Origin of the sequence: Nodularia harveyana UHCC-0300, assembly GCF_034931085.1 — a bacterium.
In the GTDB taxonomy this organism is placed as follows: Bacteria; Cyanobacteriota; Cyanobacteriia; order Cyanobacteriales; family Nostocaceae; genus Nodularia; species Nodularia harveyana.
Genome location: NZ_JAYGHG010000011.1, coordinates 23,797 through 39,700 on the forward strand (window position 1 = coordinate 23,797; position 15,904 = coordinate 39,700).

General features: G+C 41.6%; 14 protein-coding genes. 7 read left to right on the top strand and 7 right to left on the bottom strand.

The features are described 5' to 3' along the window. Positions 1-32: 32 nt before the first annotated feature. Positions 33-278: a UPF0175 family protein gene (locus VB620_RS09280; RefSeq protein ID WP_323195865.1), complete on the bottom strand. Its 246-nt coding sequence runs from the start codon at positions 276-278 to the stop codon at positions 33-35. A 98-nt stretch (positions 279-376) separates the two neighbouring features. Here VB620_RS09280 and VB620_RS09285 point away from each other — a divergent pair, with 98 nt between their 5' ends. The 5 genes from VB620_RS09285 to VB620_RS09305 all read left to right on the top strand — a co-directional run bounded on the left by VB620_RS09285 (position 377) and on the right by VB620_RS09305 (position 2,981). Further along, positions 377-841 (top strand): hypothetical protein, encoded by a 465-nt coding sequence (locus VB620_RS09285; RefSeq protein WP_323195866.1) that lies wholly within the window; start codon positions 377-379, stop codon positions 839-841. Continuing rightward, positions 841-1,452: a PIN domain-containing protein gene (locus VB620_RS09290; protein WP_323195867.1), complete on the top strand. Its 612-nt coding sequence runs from the start codon at positions 841-843 to the stop codon at positions 1,450-1,452. Before VB620_RS09285 ends, VB620_RS09290 begins: the two co-directional genes overlap by 1 nt. A 435-nt stretch (positions 1,453-1,887) precedes the next feature. After that, positions 1,888-2,097, top strand: a complete 210-nt coding sequence (locus tag VB620_RS09295) for a DUF2997 domain-containing protein (protein ID WP_323195868.1) — start codon at positions 1,888-1,890, stop codon at positions 2,095-2,097. Between the two features lie 39 nt (positions 2,098-2,136). Continuing rightward, complete coding sequence (locus VB620_RS09300; RefSeq protein WP_323195869.1) at positions 2,137-2,523, top strand: DUF1257 domain-containing protein; 387 nt, start codon at positions 2,137-2,139, stop codon at positions 2,521-2,523. Next, entirely contained in the window at positions 2,523-2,981 is a 459-nt protein-coding gene (locus VB620_RS09305) for a ferredoxin (RefSeq protein WP_323195870.1), read from the top strand. Before VB620_RS09300 ends, VB620_RS09305 begins: the two co-directional genes overlap by 1 nt. 72 nt (positions 2,982-3,053) lie before the next feature. On the opposite strand, the gene VB620_RS09310 is transcribed toward VB620_RS09305, so the two are convergent. The 4 genes from VB620_RS09310 to polA form a co-directional block, all read right to left on the bottom strand. Continuing rightward, positions 3,054-4,658 carry a DUF4335 domain-containing protein gene (locus tag VB620_RS09310; RefSeq protein ID WP_323195871.1) on the bottom strand — a complete coding sequence of 535 codons (1,605 nt, stop codon included), beginning with the start codon at positions 4,656-4,658 and terminating at the stop codon, positions 3,054-3,056. 27 nt (positions 4,659-4,685) lie between these two features. Beyond that, positions 4,686-5,291 (bottom strand): DUF3038 domain-containing protein, encoded by a 606-nt coding sequence (locus VB620_RS09315; RefSeq protein WP_323195872.1) that lies wholly within the window; start codon positions 5,289-5,291, stop codon positions 4,686-4,688. Between the two features lie 242 nt (positions 5,292-5,533). Then, complete coding sequence (locus VB620_RS09320; protein ID WP_323195873.1) at positions 5,534-7,981, bottom strand: endonuclease MutS2; 2,448 nt, start codon at positions 7,979-7,981, stop codon at positions 5,534-5,536. A gap of 345 nt (positions 7,982-8,326) precedes the next feature. Then, the gene (gene polA / locus VB620_RS09325; RefSeq protein ID WP_323195874.1) at positions 8,327-11,230 is read right to left on the bottom strand and encodes a DNA polymerase I; all 2,904 of its coding nucleotides are present in this window, start codon (positions 11,228-11,230) and stop codon (positions 8,327-8,329) included. Positions 11,231-11,311: 81 nt separating this feature from the next. Between polA and VB620_RS09330 the strand changes: the two genes are divergently transcribed. Continuing rightward, positions 11,312-12,172 (top strand): Cof-type HAD-IIB family hydrolase, encoded by an 861-nt coding sequence (locus VB620_RS09330; protein WP_323195875.1) that lies wholly within the window; start codon positions 11,312-11,314, stop codon positions 12,170-12,172. A gap of 135 nt (positions 12,173-12,307) precedes the next feature. Here the strand turns inward: VB620_RS09330 and VB620_RS09335 are convergent, their stop codons facing one another. After that, positions 12,308-13,177 (bottom strand): glutamate acetyltransferase, encoded by an 870-nt coding sequence (locus VB620_RS09335; RefSeq protein WP_323195876.1) that lies wholly within the window; start codon positions 13,175-13,177, stop codon positions 12,308-12,310. Between the two features lie 332 nt (positions 13,178-13,509). Here VB620_RS09335 and VB620_RS09340 point away from each other — a divergent pair, with 332 nt between their 5' ends. Then, positions 13,510-14,229 (top strand): Crp/Fnr family transcriptional regulator, encoded by a 720-nt coding sequence (locus tag VB620_RS09340; protein WP_323195928.1) that lies wholly within the window; start codon positions 13,510-13,512, stop codon positions 14,227-14,229. A 271-nt stretch (positions 14,230-14,500) separates the two neighbouring features. Here VB620_RS09340 and VB620_RS09345 read toward each other — a convergent pair whose 3' ends face one another. Continuing rightward, entirely contained in the window at positions 14,501-15,889 is a 1,389-nt protein-coding gene (locus tag VB620_RS09345; RefSeq protein ID WP_323195877.1) for an ABC transporter substrate-binding protein, read from the bottom strand. Positions 15,890-15,904 lie beyond the last annotated feature (15 nt).

The window sequence follows — 15,904 nt, forward strand, 5'->3', positions numbered from 1 at the left end:
GTTATTGATAGGTGAAGTATCGCTAATAATGATCACAGTCTACCCATTTCCCGCAAATTCTTGATATCTTGTTCAAAATCTTCAACGCCATAATTAACTGGGATTTCACGACTTGCGAGTAAATGCTGAAATGCTATACGATTCATACCAGCAAAGCGACTTGCTTGAGCAAGAGTTAACTTTTCTTTCTGAAAGAGCATCACCGCAATTTCTCGCTTCATTTCCTCTTCATTCATGCGAGTTGTAGTTAATATTTCGTTAGGAATAACGACGCTCATAGTTACAATCCTCTTTATCACTATTATTGTAACTGATTTATTCGCTCATCCTTTACAATAAAGGTGTTGCAATCGTCAATGTCACGAGGACTAAAAAAATGGACGTTGAAAAACTCAGTAGCCCAACAATAGAAGTATCTGATATTACAGCTTGGGATAAAAACGGACAAAAGCTTTTAGTATCGAAAATTAGAGCCAGAGACATTGAGGAAGATATTAAAGGAAAAGTAGCAGAAATTCTCAAATTTGAGTATGAACATAATCATCTCATAGTTCCTTATGGGATGACCGCTACTCCTGAATACATTAATATTTTTCAATGGGATGGTAAAAATCTAGCAACTGTCTACACCTTCCCAACTCATGAAGTGATGACTGAATACGATTCCGAATTTGCAACCAAGAGAATTTTTGAATATTATCTAGAAACATTAGTCGAGAGTTGGTTAAGAGATTTAGCTGACAATTGGAAAACAGATAATCCCCCTAAATTACAAGAATTAACACAAATAGGTTTTGTAGATAAGCTAGCTGATGCACAGACTACCGGGGATAAATTTTAGTGATTACACTTTATATTGAAACTAATTTTTTTATTGCTTTTGCTAAAAATCAAGACAAAGAATCTGAGCAATTGCTGAGTGATAGCGGTTCTGATACAATTTCATCAATGAAAATTGTGTCTCCGACAATTTGCTTTATGGAAGCTCTTTCTGTACTAGAAAATGAACGTCAAAGAAGTAATAGTTTTAAAGTACGTATGGTGGATGAAATCAGTAGAGTCAAAGGAGATGTACATTCTGAATATTCTAAAGAAATTCAAAGATACCTAGAACAAGCGAAACTTCAAAGTGACCGACGAATCAATGATATTAATATTCGCCTATTTGAAGTGTTAACATGGGCTGCCAATAATGTAGATTTAATAAATCTAGAACCATCTATATTTATAGACAGCCTTAATCAAAAATTTATTCCTGATCCCACAGATAATTTAATTTTACATTCTATTCTTAATCATGCTAAAACCTATTCAGATGCTCAGAAAATTCTGTTAACTGGAAACTCTAAGGACTTTGGGACAAAAGAGATTAAACAAATATTGGGCGCAGCAGGAATACAAAAATATTTCGCCAGTACAAAAGATTTTTTAGGGTGGTTGCAGTCTATTTAGCTATTTTCTGAAAAAACTAGTAGCGCGATCGCATGACTGAGCGCAGACATGAAAGCCATTGAAACTATCCAGAGCCATAATAGTGGATATTCAATGGTAATGATAGAGATATGCAATAAAAAGTATATTTTTGTGAAGCACCGAACTGATAACACTATTGCTATACCTTGTTTTCAACGCTTTTATTGCTACCTCTGCCAAAAAAAATATCAGCTTGACTAATTTATTAGGTTAAGAGAAACTAACTAATAAGTGATGTATGTGCTTATAATATTAATAAAATTTGTAAAGATTCTGAGATATATATTTTGAGAGATGGAACATTAGTTAACAAATGGCAAGTTTGTATCTAAGTCACTATGTTCCCTGGGCTATATATTTAGCCAGCTGCTCCGGCAGTAAAGTTCAAAAGTACTATCATGGTTGGGCAAAAGCATGGAAACACTAGAGTTTATCATCTATCCAGATGGTCGGGTACAAGAAACAGTCACTGGGATTGTGGGTAATTCTTGCGCTGAGGTTACAGCAGCAATAGAAGCACAACTAGGGCTAGTACTCAGTCATGAGCCAACCTCAGAATTTTTTGCTAATCAGGTGGAACAATCCTCCGTGGTGAATACCCAAGCCACATACAGCGATTGGTAAGTTTTCTCAACAGTTTCATGTCATTTATCAGCAACCGCCATGTCACACTTTAGCCAAATTAAGACTCAAATCCGTAACCTTGACTCTTTAAAAGATGCTCTCAGCGAATTGGGCATAGACTGGAAACCTGGCCCCCGCGAAGTACGCGGCTATCGCGGTCAAACTCATCCGGCCGAAGTAACCATTGAACAGGAAAATGGCTATGACATCGGTTTTAGATGGAATGGCAAAGAATATGAGTTGGTCGCTGATTTACAATATTGGCAACAAGGCTTGTCTGTGGACGGGTTCTTACGCCAAGTAACTCAACGCTATGCTTTCCAAACAGTGGTGAAAGAATCCGCTCGCGCAGGTTTTGAAGTTGCTGAACAAGAAAAAAATTCCGATGGTTCAATTCGCTTAGTTGTACAACGCTGGAGTGCGTAATGGCTGATTTTCTGCCGTCGCCGTCAGAAGAAGAAAATAATCGTTCCGGTGTGGAACCAGAGTTAGGCGGTTTCTTACGAGATGACCCAGAACGCTCTGGTTTAGAGCCGGAATTAGGTGGTATTGAACGCCAAAATGGTGTTTATGTAGATGAAATCACCTGTATTGGCTGCTTACACTGCGCTCATGTGGCGCGTAACACCTTCTACATTGAACCAGATTATGGGCGATCGCGCGTGATTCGCCAAGATGGTGATGGAGAAGAGATCATCCAAGAAGCGATTGATACTTGTCCAGTCAATTGCATCCATTGGGTTGATTACACTGAACTGAAGAACTTAGAAGAAGAACGCAAATATCAGGTAATACCCGTTGTGGGCTACCCAGTTGAACCAGCTGTCTCGACTGCTGGACGGCGACGTAAAAAGCAAAAGTTAAAAAACCCAAAAACCAGTTAATAAAAAACCTTGATAAGTCCTCCCGTATCAGGTGGAGATCAGAATCCCTACCTGATACAAAATTAACATTACTTATTTACTTTCCGGGAATGTTTGAACTTTGCCATCAGGACTCAGAACCACCCTAATTCTGACATTTTCTGCATTTTGATTGGCAGAAACAAAGGGTTGACCAATTTCCGGTATACCAGCACCATCGAAAAATATTCTCGCAGCTTGATTGAGGGGATAAATCCGCTCAATTGTACCATCAGCAGCAACTATCAAACTATACTCTAATGTTTGTGTAAGTCCACTAGGTGGTTGCCAGCTTTTTTTGAATATTTCTCTAGCTTCTGCTACTTGGGGTGTATCAAACAAGCTGCTACCAGCCGCCAAGGTTTCAGATGTAGCAGTTCCAGGTTGCACTGTGGTTCTACCCACTAAGGAATTATTACTATCTGCCTCAGTAGCATTATTTATAGAAGGATTCCTGCTTTCTTCAGTGAGAGGCTGTTTGAGGAATGACTCAGAAGGGAAAGAACTCTGATTAAGATTGTTATTCGGACTAGTAGGCGCAGACAAGGGATCTGATGAAAGATTAGATAATGAGTCTTTGCTACTAGATAGGCGCGGTGGTAAAGAGCGCCTTTGGGGTATGCTTTCACTCCCCGGAATTGAGGCTGTCAAGTCTGGCTGAATCGCAAATGTTTGGGGAATTCTAGTAGAGGCTGAAGTTTGCCTATTATTTTGGATTTCTGGAATCTTAGACTCCGAGATAAACAATGGATCTTCCAGAGATGGCGGCGGCGAGGAGGAACGAGTCAAAAGGCTGGAATTAGATGTTCCTATAGGCTGTTCTGGGAAAGTAGCAATGGGCGTTTGAGACCCAGATTCTAAAGGTTGTAGCGGTGTAAAATTATCCGGGGGTGTACCGGGCTGCAATGAGGGAGTTTCCAGGGAAGGTGAAGGTTTTAAAGCAGTTTCCACCTGTTCTGGTTCTGATGTTGTGGCTATTTGTGATTGATTTTCTTGGTTATTTTTAGCAAGATGCCAAGTCGCTGGGAGTAAACCTACACCTAGAACCATGACTGCGGCAATGGGGGCCCAAGTGGGAAATCGGAGAACTTTATGTTCTTGATGAAGATTTGGTAACGCCATGACATCGGTAGAGTATTCATCTAAAGCAGTTGCTAAATCGAATATTTGCAGCAGACTGAGTTGAATTACAGTACCAGATGTGGGGTTAGCGAGGGGACCAAGAAAGAGATTATGAGTTAAACAATTCCCTGGTTGTAGGTATATTTTGCTCTGTGATGTTTGGGGGCTAAAAGATTGGAGGTTGTGTGGGCTGGGTAGTGAAGTTTGCTGAAAATCTGTGAATTGGGAATCATGGGATACTTTACTAGAATCCTGGGGTTCCGAAAGAGTCAGCCAAAAGTTATCAGGTGGTTGTTGCAGAAAGTCTTGCACATAGCTGCTGACAACATCACACAGAATTTCTAGTTGATCACGATCGCCCCGAATAGTGATTTTACTGTCTTCGGGTAGCTGAGGTGCGTCAAAGTAGAGTTCAAAGGTTAGCTGCTTGATCACAGTTTTTCCCATCAAATGAGATAACGGTGAACTTTGCGCCCAGATTTCTAAAGTACAGGTTGGAGGTGTGTAGCGTCTAATAACAGAATTCAATGGTGGCATAGCAGAAACGGCGAAAGAGACGATTATCTAAAATTTGGCAGAACTGTCGATAAGTGCTAACCAGAGGCGGCGATGTCCACCAGGCGCACTGTAAAACAGCAAATCTACAAGCAGTTTTAGTGCTAAGTGAGTGAGTAGATCCGTGGTTATTTCGTCGTCTTCTTCCATCCGTTCTTGGTAGGTATTGCAGAAAGCATCGATATAATCTCCAAGTAAGGCAGACTGATGAGGTTCCCGCTTCTTTTCCGCCATTTGTTCTAGTAGACCAACAGCACGGCGAATTAATTCCTGATGCTGTTTGGCGAGGTAACAGGTAATGAGAACCAGCGATCGCGCTTCTTCTACATCTAGCTTTTTTCGCCCACCTTGTCCTTTCCGTAAGGGATTTGACTGACGCAATCGCCATAAAGCTACCCGGTCTGGCACTCTTGACTCTAAATTCAGATTAGTTGCCGCAGACAGCATGGCCTCGGAACCAATACCTGTTAAAGTTTCTAACACCAACAGCACCAAGTCTAATTGGGTTTTGATGTTCTCCCACTCAACTGTGTTGGGGGCTGGAAGATTAATTAAATCCGCCCATTGGGGATTGGGTGTGGCTGAATCGGCGGCCGAGTGCATAACTTTTAGCATAGGTGATCAGGCTGTAGGGGCTGTTGCTGTTACCCATTTTGAAACCAGACTCTGAAAAATTTAGGTTGGTTTCCCATCGCTATTAGCTAGAAGCTGCCGCAAGCTTTGCTTATTTTGGTCAACAGCAATAGTCTTTGTCTTACTCTACAAGATGAAAATAAATTTTCAACCAATTTACTTGACAAAATTGCGGCAGTTCTGATCAAATTTTTGCTTTTCTCGGTATATTTGTCCCTGCTAAATCATTTCACATGGGCAATGGTTACACCAGTCCCTCCATCTGCTTGTTCTGCTGGTTCATGGTTGTTAACTCTGGGGTGGTGGCGCAAAAACTCGTGGACTCCTTGGCGTAACTTGCCGGTTCCATGTCCGTGAATAATCCATAGTGGCCCTGTGGCTTCAGAAATGGCTTTATCTAAAATAATTTCGGAATCAGCTACCCGTTTACCACGCAAATCTATTGTATTGCGAGAGGTACGAATAGCGGGGACACTTTGTTCGGGTGGAGTTACTGGGGCTGGCTTTTGTTTGACAACTGGTTCCGGTTTTTGACCATCCAAAGATTCGATGTCTGCTAGCTTGACTGTCATTTTCATGATGCCAAACCGGACACTAAATTCACCATCAGGATCGGGGGCGGTTAAAACTTCTGCTGTTTGCCCAAACTGAGAAATCCGGACGCGATCGCCTACTTTGGGCATAAACCCGACTTTTGGCTTCGGTGCTACTACCGGCTGATATTTTTGGGAAATTTTATTTAACGACTCCGTGGCTGTTTGGGCATCCTGGGCTTTCGGTGTACCTTTTTGTAAACGCCGAATTACTTGGGCAATTTCCCCTTTAGCGGCGGCGATCGCTTGTTGTACTGCTACTTCCTGATCAGCCCGCAAAGATTTTTCCCGTTCCTGCAAAGCTTGAGATTTTGCCGACACTTCCTGATATAACCGTTCCGCTTGCTGTAACAAACTTTGAGCTTCCGCAGCTTTAGTTTCTTGGCGACGGCGTTGTGCTTCTAACCCAGCAATCACCTGATTAACTTCGTCTGTGGCTCCCCCCACTTCAGTTTTTGCTTGTTCTACCACTTCTGGCTTTAAACCCAAACGCCGCGCAATTGTCAAAGCGTTAGAACGTCCAGGAATCCCCCACAGTAAACGATAGGTAGGCGAAAGTGTACTTTCATCAAATTCTACAGAAGCATTTTCAAATCGCTCATCTTCATATTTCAGGGCTTTTAATTCCCCAAAGTGAGTTGTAGCAATGGTTAGTTGGGCATGATTAGCGAGATATTGCAGCAAGGCGATCGCCAAAGCACTACCTTCTACTGGATCAGTTCCCGCACCCACTTCATCAAGTAATACCAGTGCTGAGGAGGGAGTTACTTCGACTTCGCTCAGTAACCGGGGGAGTGGGGAGTCGGGAGATAAGGAAGTATTTTCTGACTCTTCACCCTGATCCAAAGCATTTAAAATCCGACTAATCCGGCGAATATGTCCCGAAAAAGTCGATAAACTTTGCTGTAAAGATTGTTCATCCCCAATATCAGCCAACACCTGGTCAAACCAAGGTATTTCCACAGGTTCACGGGCGGGAATAAATAACCCGACCTTAGCCATTAACGCTGCTAAAGCTAAGGTTTTTAAGCTAACCGTTTTCCCCCCAGTATTCGGCCCTGTAATCGTCACTACCCGAATATGGGGACTGATTAATAAATCCACCGGTACTACGGGTTGACCATGTTCATGCTGCTCTTGCCAAACTAACAGAGGATGGCGTAATTTCCGCAGAGTAATGATTTCATTGTCTTCACGGTTGATAAATCTGGGCGGATTTGCTCCTAACCAAAAACTATACCTAGCTCTGGCGGTGGCTAAATCCAAAGTCGTGACAATTGCTAACAACCGTTCCAAATCTGGCTTGACTTCTGCGACTTGCTGTGTGAGTTTCCGGCGAATCGCTTCCTCTTCTACTTGTTCTTTTCTCAGAGTCTGCCGGAGTTGATTACCCCAAGGCACGATAGAATTAGGTTCTACGTACAGAGTCGCGCCACTGGTAGAAGTATCATGGACAATGCCAGGGATCGCATCTTTTTGGGGTGCTTTTACAGGGATGACATAGCGATCGCCCCGTTGAGTAATTAACTGTTCTTGAACTGCATTCGATTTAACTTGTAAAATATTTTGCAGTTTTTGGGTAATCTGACTGCGGATTTTACGTAATTCAGTACGAATTTCTCCCAGTTTTTGGCTAGAACGGTCGGTAACTCGACCTCGTTCATCAATACATCGGTGTATTTCTTGCTCAAGTTCAGGATAAGTCCGCAAATCAGCGACTAACTCAGTTAGCACCTTTAAATTTTCTTGGTTATCAATAACACGGCGTAAATTTCTCGCCCCAGCCAAAGTTGTGGCGATCGCCAGGAGTTCATCCCCTGCTAAAATACCACTAAGTTCCGCCCGTTCTAAAGCATCACCAATATCTTGGATTCCCTCAAATGACAGTCCCGTGGTCAATTGAGTTTCCAGTTGGTAAACTTCCTTAGTCTGAGCTAACAAATGGGTACTTGCTGCTTGAGATGCAGGGATGTTGAGGTGAAGTGATGCGATCGCCCCTAGCTTAGTTGCCGCAAATGTGGAAAGATGCTGGCAAAGGCGATGCCATTCGAGTAGTTCTAACGTCTCAGATTGGATCAAGGCTTCAATGTCAAATCTGAAGGAATTGTAACAATTCTAGCTCCTGAATGGTTAAAACTTAAAGGATAAAATTTTCCCGACTCCTTGTCCCTGCTGTATGTCTTTGGGAAATCAAACCATAACTGATAGCTGTTGATTTCCTCTTCACCTGAATCTGAATATTTCACTTATAGCTATTCGACTTACTTCGACGGCGGTCAGTACAAGTCGCTCAGGAACCCAACCAATAAAAGTATGAAAGTTAATATACAGCATTTTGCCAGTAGATGAAGTAGACATTTTAATATTACAAATCTTGATGGTTTGACATCTTGTCCACTTTTATAACCCTCACAAACTATGTAATTATTTTGTCTCCATCCAATTATCACCGGCGCGGACATCTACCAGTAATGGAACACTCAAAGATACAGCATTTTCCATAACTGATTTAATCTGTGGTTGCAATTCTTCCCATTCCTGGGGAGGAACTTCAAACACTAATTCGTCATGAACTTGTAATAATAATCGTGCTTGATATTTCTGCAAAACTTCATGCATTTTAATCATGGCTATCTTGATAATATCAGCGCTGGAACCTTGAATTGGCGCATTAGCCGCAGAACGTAATAATCCCGCATCTTCAGGACCGAGATTTTTTAATTTACTTAGGTCAATATCTTCGGGGTTGCTATTTCTTAATTTTCTTAAACTATCATTTTTAAAGTCAACATAACGCCGCCGACCGAGTATAGTTTCCACATAACCTTGGGAAATTGCTTGTTTTTTTACCCCTTCCAAATATGCAAAAACTTGGGGATAACGTTCATTAAACCGTTTAATAAATTCGTTGGCTACAGTCTTATCTATCCCGGTGGAACGGGAAAACTTCAGGGAACCCATACCATAAATTACCCCAAAATTGATAGTTTTAGCTATGCGGCGTTCATCTGAGGTAATATCTGATTTTTCAAAGACTAAACGCGCTGTTACGGTGTGAATGTCTTCATTTTCCTGATAAGCTTTTAATAATATCGGTTCTTGACTTAAATGAGCCAATATTCGTAACTCTATTTGTGAGTAATCAGCCGCTACCATTAAATATCCTGATTCTGGTAAAAATGCTTTGCGAATCTGGCGACTAAAAGCTGTGCGAATGGGAATATTTTGTAAGTTGGGATTAGAGGAAGATAATCTACCCGTTGCTGTGACTGTTTGATTAAAATTAGTGTGGAGTCGCTGAGTATCGGGACGGACTAATGCTGGTAACGCATCTACATAAGTAGACTTTAATTTAGATAAAGTACGATACTCCATCATGGCATCAACAAACCCAGTTTCATCAACTTCTTGGAGTTTTTCTAATGTTCCTACATCTGTAGAGTAACCTGTTTTGATTTTGCGAGAATATTTGGTACTTAATCCCAATTTCTCAAACAAGATAACGCTCAATTGTTTAGGAGAACCTAAGTTAAAGTTTTCTCCAGCTATTGTAGTTGCTGTTTCCTGCAATTTGGCTAAATCTATCTCTAACTGCTGGGATAGTTCGTGCAAATATGCTGAATTAATGCAAACACCTGTATATTCCATTTCCGCTAATACTCTTTCTAGCGGTTGTTCTACTTCTAATAATAATTTGTGCAAAAGGGGAAACTTTTCTAGTTCCTGAGTTAATGTCTGCGCTAGTTGAAATGTGGCGTGTACTTGCAAACAGCAATAATATCCCACAGATGCAATATTGATATCAGCAATGGTTTGTCCTTTGGGAACTAATTCTTGATAACTTTTGAGAATTAATTCTAAGTAACGCAGTGATATATCATTTAGATTGTGGGGAGTATCTGGATTGAGAACATAACTGGCTAACATGGTGTCGAAGACAATTCCCGCCAGTTTAATTCCTTGACAGCGAAAAACTAAGCGGTCAAATTTGCCATTTTGGAAGGTTTTGGGATAATCGGTACTGGTGAGAATGGGACTGAGTTCTGCAAATACGATATCTTGATTTAAATTTTCGCCGGTTTTATGCGCCAGAGGAATATAGGCTGATTCATCTGGTTTTGTTCCCCAACAGCAGCCAATTCCGACTAAGGTTGCGTCTCTTGGTTCTAAGTCGGTGGTTTCTGTGTCCCACGCGACGGGGAAAGCTGGGTTAGTGAATGTTTTTAATAGGTTGACTAATTCTGTGAGTTTTTCGGGGTTGTTAATAATTCTGGTTTGAATTGGTGAGGCGGTTTGCTGTGAGGCTGTTTCAGCAGCAGTGAAAAATGATATATCTTCATCTTCATTATTGCTGGAATTTGCTGTGGATATTTCGGCAATTTCTCCGCCAAAACGTTGCTGAAGTTGGTTAATTTTATTTAAAAAAGTTTTAAATTCTAATTTCTCTAAAATAGGTGTGAGAATGCTGGTGTCAAATCCAGTTAATTGACAATTTTCTAAGTTAATTTCTAGGGGAACGTCTAAGACGATTTTGGCTAAGTATTGCGATTTTTCTGCGTCGGCTTTTCCTGCTTGCAGTTTTTTCTGAGTTGCGCCTTTAATTTGATCTATAGATTCATAAATATCAGTTAGAGAATTGTAGGTATTAAGTAGTTGTACGGCGGTTTTTTCACCGATTCCTTTGACACCGGGAATGTTATCTGATTTGTCACCACAGAGGGCTTTGTAATCAACTATTTGTGTGGGGAGTACGCCTAATTTGGCTTTAACTTCTTCTGTACTAAATTCGGTGATGTTATTTGTGGAGCGTTTGAGAGCGTCGGGACTAAAGTTTAAAACGGTGATTTGTTGTTCAGGGTTGATGAGTTGAAATAAGTCTTTATCACCTGACAAAATTTTAACTTTATAGCCGGCGGTGGTGGCTATTTGGGCTAGGGTTCCTAAGACATCATCGGCTTCATAACCGGGAGCGGTGAAAATGGGTAGGTTAAGACCTTGTAGCAATTCTTGGAGATTTTTTAGGTCGGGTAAAAAGTCTTCTGGTGTTCCGGGACGATCTGCTTTATAGGTGTCGTCGGCTTCATGACGAAAGGTGGGTAATCCTAAATCAAAGGCGATCGCCATTGCTTGGGGTTGTTCTGTGGCTATGACTTCTAAGAGACATTTGAGAAAGCCAAAACATACACTAGTAGGTATTCCCTCTTTAGTCCGCAATCCACCATCTCTTCCTTTGGCGAATGCGAAATAAGAACGATAGGCTAAGGAGTGTCCATCGACAAGGATGAAGGTGGGACGTGTGGGTGTGACAGCAGGGGAATTTTTAGACATAAATTTATTTTAGCCTAAGTACTCCCCACGACTCCCTAGAGACTGCTAACCTCTTACTGGGAGTTGAAATCTAGGAAATTTATGCACGAAGTATCTGGGTTGGGTAATCAGGATATGGCTGGAAATGAGATTAAATTACTGGTTTTAGATATAGATGGGACGATTTCTGGTGAGTCTAATACGGTAAGCGCAGCTGTGAAGGAGGCGATCGCGGCGGTACAGGCTAAGGGGATTCAGGTGGCGATCGCTACTGGTCGGATGTATTGTTCGGCTTTACGCTTCCACGAGGAAGTTAACTCTACGCTACCACTGTCAGCCTATCAGGGCGCTTGGATTCAAGACCCAGCTAATCAGAAAATTCACCGCCATTGGTCTCTTTCCAAAGATATGGCGCACCAACTACTAGATTATTTTGAACAACCACATTTGCGATCGCTCCTATCCGTCCACTTTTATATCAATGATCAGCTTTATGTGCGGGATTTGAGCCAAGAAACTCAAGTTTATGCTCAACGTTCCGGTATTACTCCCATTCCCGTGGGTGATTTGCGCCAAGTCCTCACCAATCAACCCACAAAAATATTAGCTTTATGCGACGATGCGGAAGCAATTAACGATTTATTGGGGAATTTGCGCCGCCAATACACACCTGCGGAACTGTATTTAACAACATCTGTGGCGACCTTTTTTGAAGCGGCTAATCCCCTAGTTAATAAAGGAACTGCTGTACGTTATATAGCTGAAGAATTACTAGGCTTAGAAAGCAGTAATGTCATGACTATTGGTGATAACTTTAATGATGTGGAAATGCTGCAATACGCTGGTATTGGTGTAGCTATGGGAAATGCACCAGATGGAGTGCAAGCGATCGCTCAATGGATAGCACCATCTATAGAGAATGATGGAGTTGCAACTGCGATCGAAAAATTTTTACTGTCCTAATGCCATGAAATCAGAAAAGACACCGACGACTGGCCGTGTTTCGTCTCGGTGCCTTCGCTGGTTCGCTCCTCACACACCAGATAATATAGTCGAGGTAATGCCATCAGTCAAGAGTTACGACAAAACGGCTCATATTCATAAGGAAATAGGAGCCACAGCACCCAATTTGTCTACTAATAAACACCTCAAAACTGACTGAGTAACAATCATCAATCCCAGTCTCGCTTGAGCTAATTCTGGGGTAGAAATCTTCACCTTTCCCCAAATCCGACACTGACACCAAAAACTCTCAAAGGCCTGACTTAAATCCAGTGCAAATTTTTCCCAATTGACCCTAGCAGTCAAATCAGCAAATTCTAAATAGTCAACCACTTTTACCAATTCACTGATCAGACAACCCTCGGCTGGATGAATGAGGCGGAGTTTTTGATCATCATTGAGCCAAGGTATTTCCTCAGCTGACAACAAACTAGCAAAACTTGTCTGATAAAAACCAGAGTTATCATTGATCTCTGCTATTGCTTCTGTGAGTTTAATTAATCCTTCGCGGTGAGCTAGCAGCAGCAGTGAGTAGCAACGTGCATGAGCGTATTGAATAGAAAATAAGCGAGATTGATTCTGTCTGGTAATTTTGCTGGTTCCCATTTCCTTATCTGTGGCGACATTACTCACCACCAAGCTTTGTAACCAAGTCGCTAAAAATCCATGAGTTAATTCCAGGTGAATCCATCCAGGAGAAACTATTTGTAATCTAAAAGCGCCCTCACCCTTGGTTAACAAGTGAGACACAATATGATTAGCTATCTCCAGAGTTGGTTGATTATGAGATTTGCTCAATTGTAGGGCTATACCTGAAATATATAAAATTCGACTATTGTCGCTACCTTGGTATAGAGGAAATTTTCCCGATTCCCTGTCGTTTAGTCCTGTAGATAAAGCCTCAAAACTCAGTGCATCTACTAGATAACTGTATACTAACCTTTTGATTGCTATATATTTGCCCACTAGTAGATATTTGTATCATAGGAGTGATCTAAAAAGGTATCCTTTAGTGATTTGTATATTTTCTTTAGGTATCTTAAGATATAAATCTAAACTTGATGAAGAAAAATGAGAGTAGCATAAAATTTGATGAATATTTGATGAATAGTAAGTAAACTTTACTACAATCATTGTACAGTAGGATGTATAACAAAAGAGTAGAGTGCAAAATAACTGCTTTTCTACTCTTTAAATGGCTGGCGCTGTTAGGCGTTAAGCCGACTCCGCCAACACAAAGACACTCCTTGCACCTTTTTATTACGTCTTTGTCTTCAGCCGAACGCTCTTTGTTACCTATGCAATCTCCATCTTCTTTTTCTGAGGCATCACGGCCTTTTTTGACTTGGCAACGCATTCTTGACTGGGCTCAAGAACACTATCGCTGCCGCACCTTTAGCAAAGATGAACGCATTCCAGCCCGGCCTGGTTTGCTGTACTTGGTACAGAGGGGTGCAATTCGTATGGTAGGAACAGCACAAGTTAGTGCTACTGCCAGTCAGCTAACGTCTCGACGAATTAACCGAACTCCAGAAGAAGCCTTCTTGGGTTTTGTCGGTGCGGGACAGCCGTTTGAAATTGTCGCTCAGTCACCATTCACGCTCCAATCATACGCCCACGTAGATCAAACTGCGGTGCTGTGGATGTACTGGCATGACTTAGATAACTGGCCTCATTTTCGGCGTGAAGTGATGGATGCCTTTAGGTATCAGCACCAGCGTAAATTGCTGTGGTTGAGTGCCTTAGGACAACGACGCACAATTGACCGTTTATTAGGATTCCTCACACTGTTAATTGAGGAATATGGAGAACCATCAATGAGCGAAACCGATCCCGATGTGATTCGCGGCTATGCTCTACCATTCCCCTTGACTCATGCCCAAATCGGCAGCGCTATCGGTTCGACTCGTGTAACTGTAACTCGCTTGATGGGTAAGTTGCGTCAACGCGGCTTAATTCTCACCCAAGGAGATAATCTCATTTGTTTGCCAGCAGATTCGATTAATCGAGTCAACTAAAATCTAGTTGATATCTGATAACGAATAGCCAAAGTAAGTTAGAGTCAGCAACACCTACTTGCTTTTTGGTTCAAGCAATCTGTTTGACCACCACAAACAGATTTAGCTTAATTGGGTGATATGTGGATGAAACAATCTCAATGCTCGATTTGTTCGGTTTACCAAAACATTGAAAAGGGAGAATAAATGTTATTGGTAAAAGAGCAGTTTATGGCCCTTGCGTCCGCTCCAACGGCAAGGGCTAACGACTGTTCTGGTTTCTACTTTGCGATTATGGTACTGGTTCAAAATCATAGCCAGTACGCGATCGCTCACCCTTGACTATTTTCACTAACTGTACAGCAGCGCGGCGATCGCCTGAAGGTAAAAATTTAACTGCACCAGCGACTCCAGTTGCGGAAAAATCAGACGCAGACAGTGCTTGTTGTACCCCCGAACGAGTAGGATTTTTTTCTAAAGCCGCAATCAAGGCGACAGTAGCATCATAAGCCATCGCAGTTCGCCAACTGACATCCGCACCCCACAACTGCCGAGATGTTTGGGGAAAATCTGAATTGGTTTCTCCTAAAATATGCCAGGGAACTGCTACTACCATTCCCGATGCTTGTTCTCTACCAACTTCTAAAGTTTTGATATTGTAAACATCATCTCCACCCAGCAGGTTTAAGCGTTTCTGGTTAACTTGAACGACCTGCAAGCCTTTGTCTAAAGTTGCAGTATTAGTTGCTAACATGACAACTTCTGCGCCTTCCTGAATTGCTTGTTCTAGACTTTTCGCCGCACTAAAATTAGGTTGTGACAAATCAAATTCACGTAATACTCCCCCTCCTTCTAGAGACAAAGATGAAACAAATTCAGTTTTCAAAGACTGACTGTAGTTACTCTGGGAATTAAAGAAAACAGCAGCCTGGGTTTTCTGCAAATCCTTCACCATATAATTAGCCAAGCTTCTCGCCGCCATAAAATCACTAGGGACTGTGCGGAAAACGTAGGGGCTAAAGTTAGTAATTTTCACAGAAGTGCTAGTGGGAGAAATCGCCACTAATTTGCCAGTATTATAAACAGTACCTGCGGCTAAAGTCGTATCGCTAGCATTGGGACCAACTACGCCCAAGACATCGGGATTTTTGACTAAGCTGGTAGCGATTTGTTGAGAGATTTCGGGATTATCATTATCATTAGCTATCCCTACCTTTAAAGGTACTCCTTTAATACCTCCAGAACTATTCACAGCATCTTGAGCTTGGGCGATACCTCGTAAAATTTCTAAAGCAGAGTTGGGAGCATTACCTAATGGTATAGATGCCACAATGCTATAGCTTTTATCAGAACCAATCCGAGCATTATTCAGATATATCAGGGCTTCTGGGTTATTACGCTGCTGTTTTAAAGTAGTTTCTAAACTAGAAATTGCTGCGGGATAATCTTTATTAGCTAAAGCTTGTACACCTGCTGTTTTATCTGGATTAACATCTCCTGGTGTTAAAATCTTTTCGCCAAAACTAATGCGATCGCTGACAGACTTATTACTGGGTGTTTTTTCACCAGCAGGATTTTCGGGAAATATTTCGTCTTTAAATAACAACAAACCACCACCAACTAATCCCAATGTAACCATGAGGGACAACAAAAGTATAGTAGTTTCTTTTTTGTGTGACATAGGATATTACTAACT

Coding starts and splice junctions, on each gene's coding strand:
- VB620_RS09280 (WP_323195865.1), bottom strand. CDS start 278: ATGAGCGTCGTTATTCCTAACGAAATATTAACTACAACTCGCATGAAT.
- VB620_RS09285 (WP_323195866.1), top strand. CDS start 377: ATGGACGTTGAAAAACTCAGTAGCCCAACAATAGAAGTATCTGATATT.
- VB620_RS09295 (WP_323195868.1), top strand. CDS start 1,888: ATGGAAACACTAGAGTTTATCATCTATCCAGATGGTCGGGTACAAGAA.
- VB620_RS09300 (WP_323195869.1), top strand. CDS start 2,137: ATGTCACACTTTAGCCAAATTAAGACTCAAATCCGTAACCTTGACTCT.
- VB620_RS09305 (WP_323195870.1), top strand. CDS start 2,523: ATGGCTGATTTTCTGCCGTCGCCGTCAGAAGAAGAAAATAATCGTTCC.
- VB620_RS09310 (WP_323195871.1), bottom strand. CDS start 4,658: ATGCCACCATTGAATTCTGTTATTAGACGCTACACACCTCCAACCTGT.
- VB620_RS09315 (WP_323195872.1), bottom strand. CDS start 5,291: ATGCTAAAAGTTATGCACTCGGCCGCCGATTCAGCCACACCCAATCCC.
- polA (WP_323195874.1), bottom strand. CDS start 11,230: ATGTCTAAAAATTCCCCTGCTGTCACACCCACACGTCCCACCTTCATC.
- VB620_RS09330 (WP_323195875.1), top strand. CDS start 11,312: ATGCACGAAGTATCTGGGTTGGGTAATCAGGATATGGCTGGAAATGAG.
- VB620_RS09340 (WP_323195928.1), top strand. CDS start 13,510: ATGCAATCTCCATCTTCTTTTTCTGAGGCATCACGGCCTTTTTTGACT.
- VB620_RS09345 (WP_323195877.1), bottom strand. CDS start 15,889: ATGTCACACAAAAAAGAAACTACTATACTTTTGTTGTCCCTCATGGTT.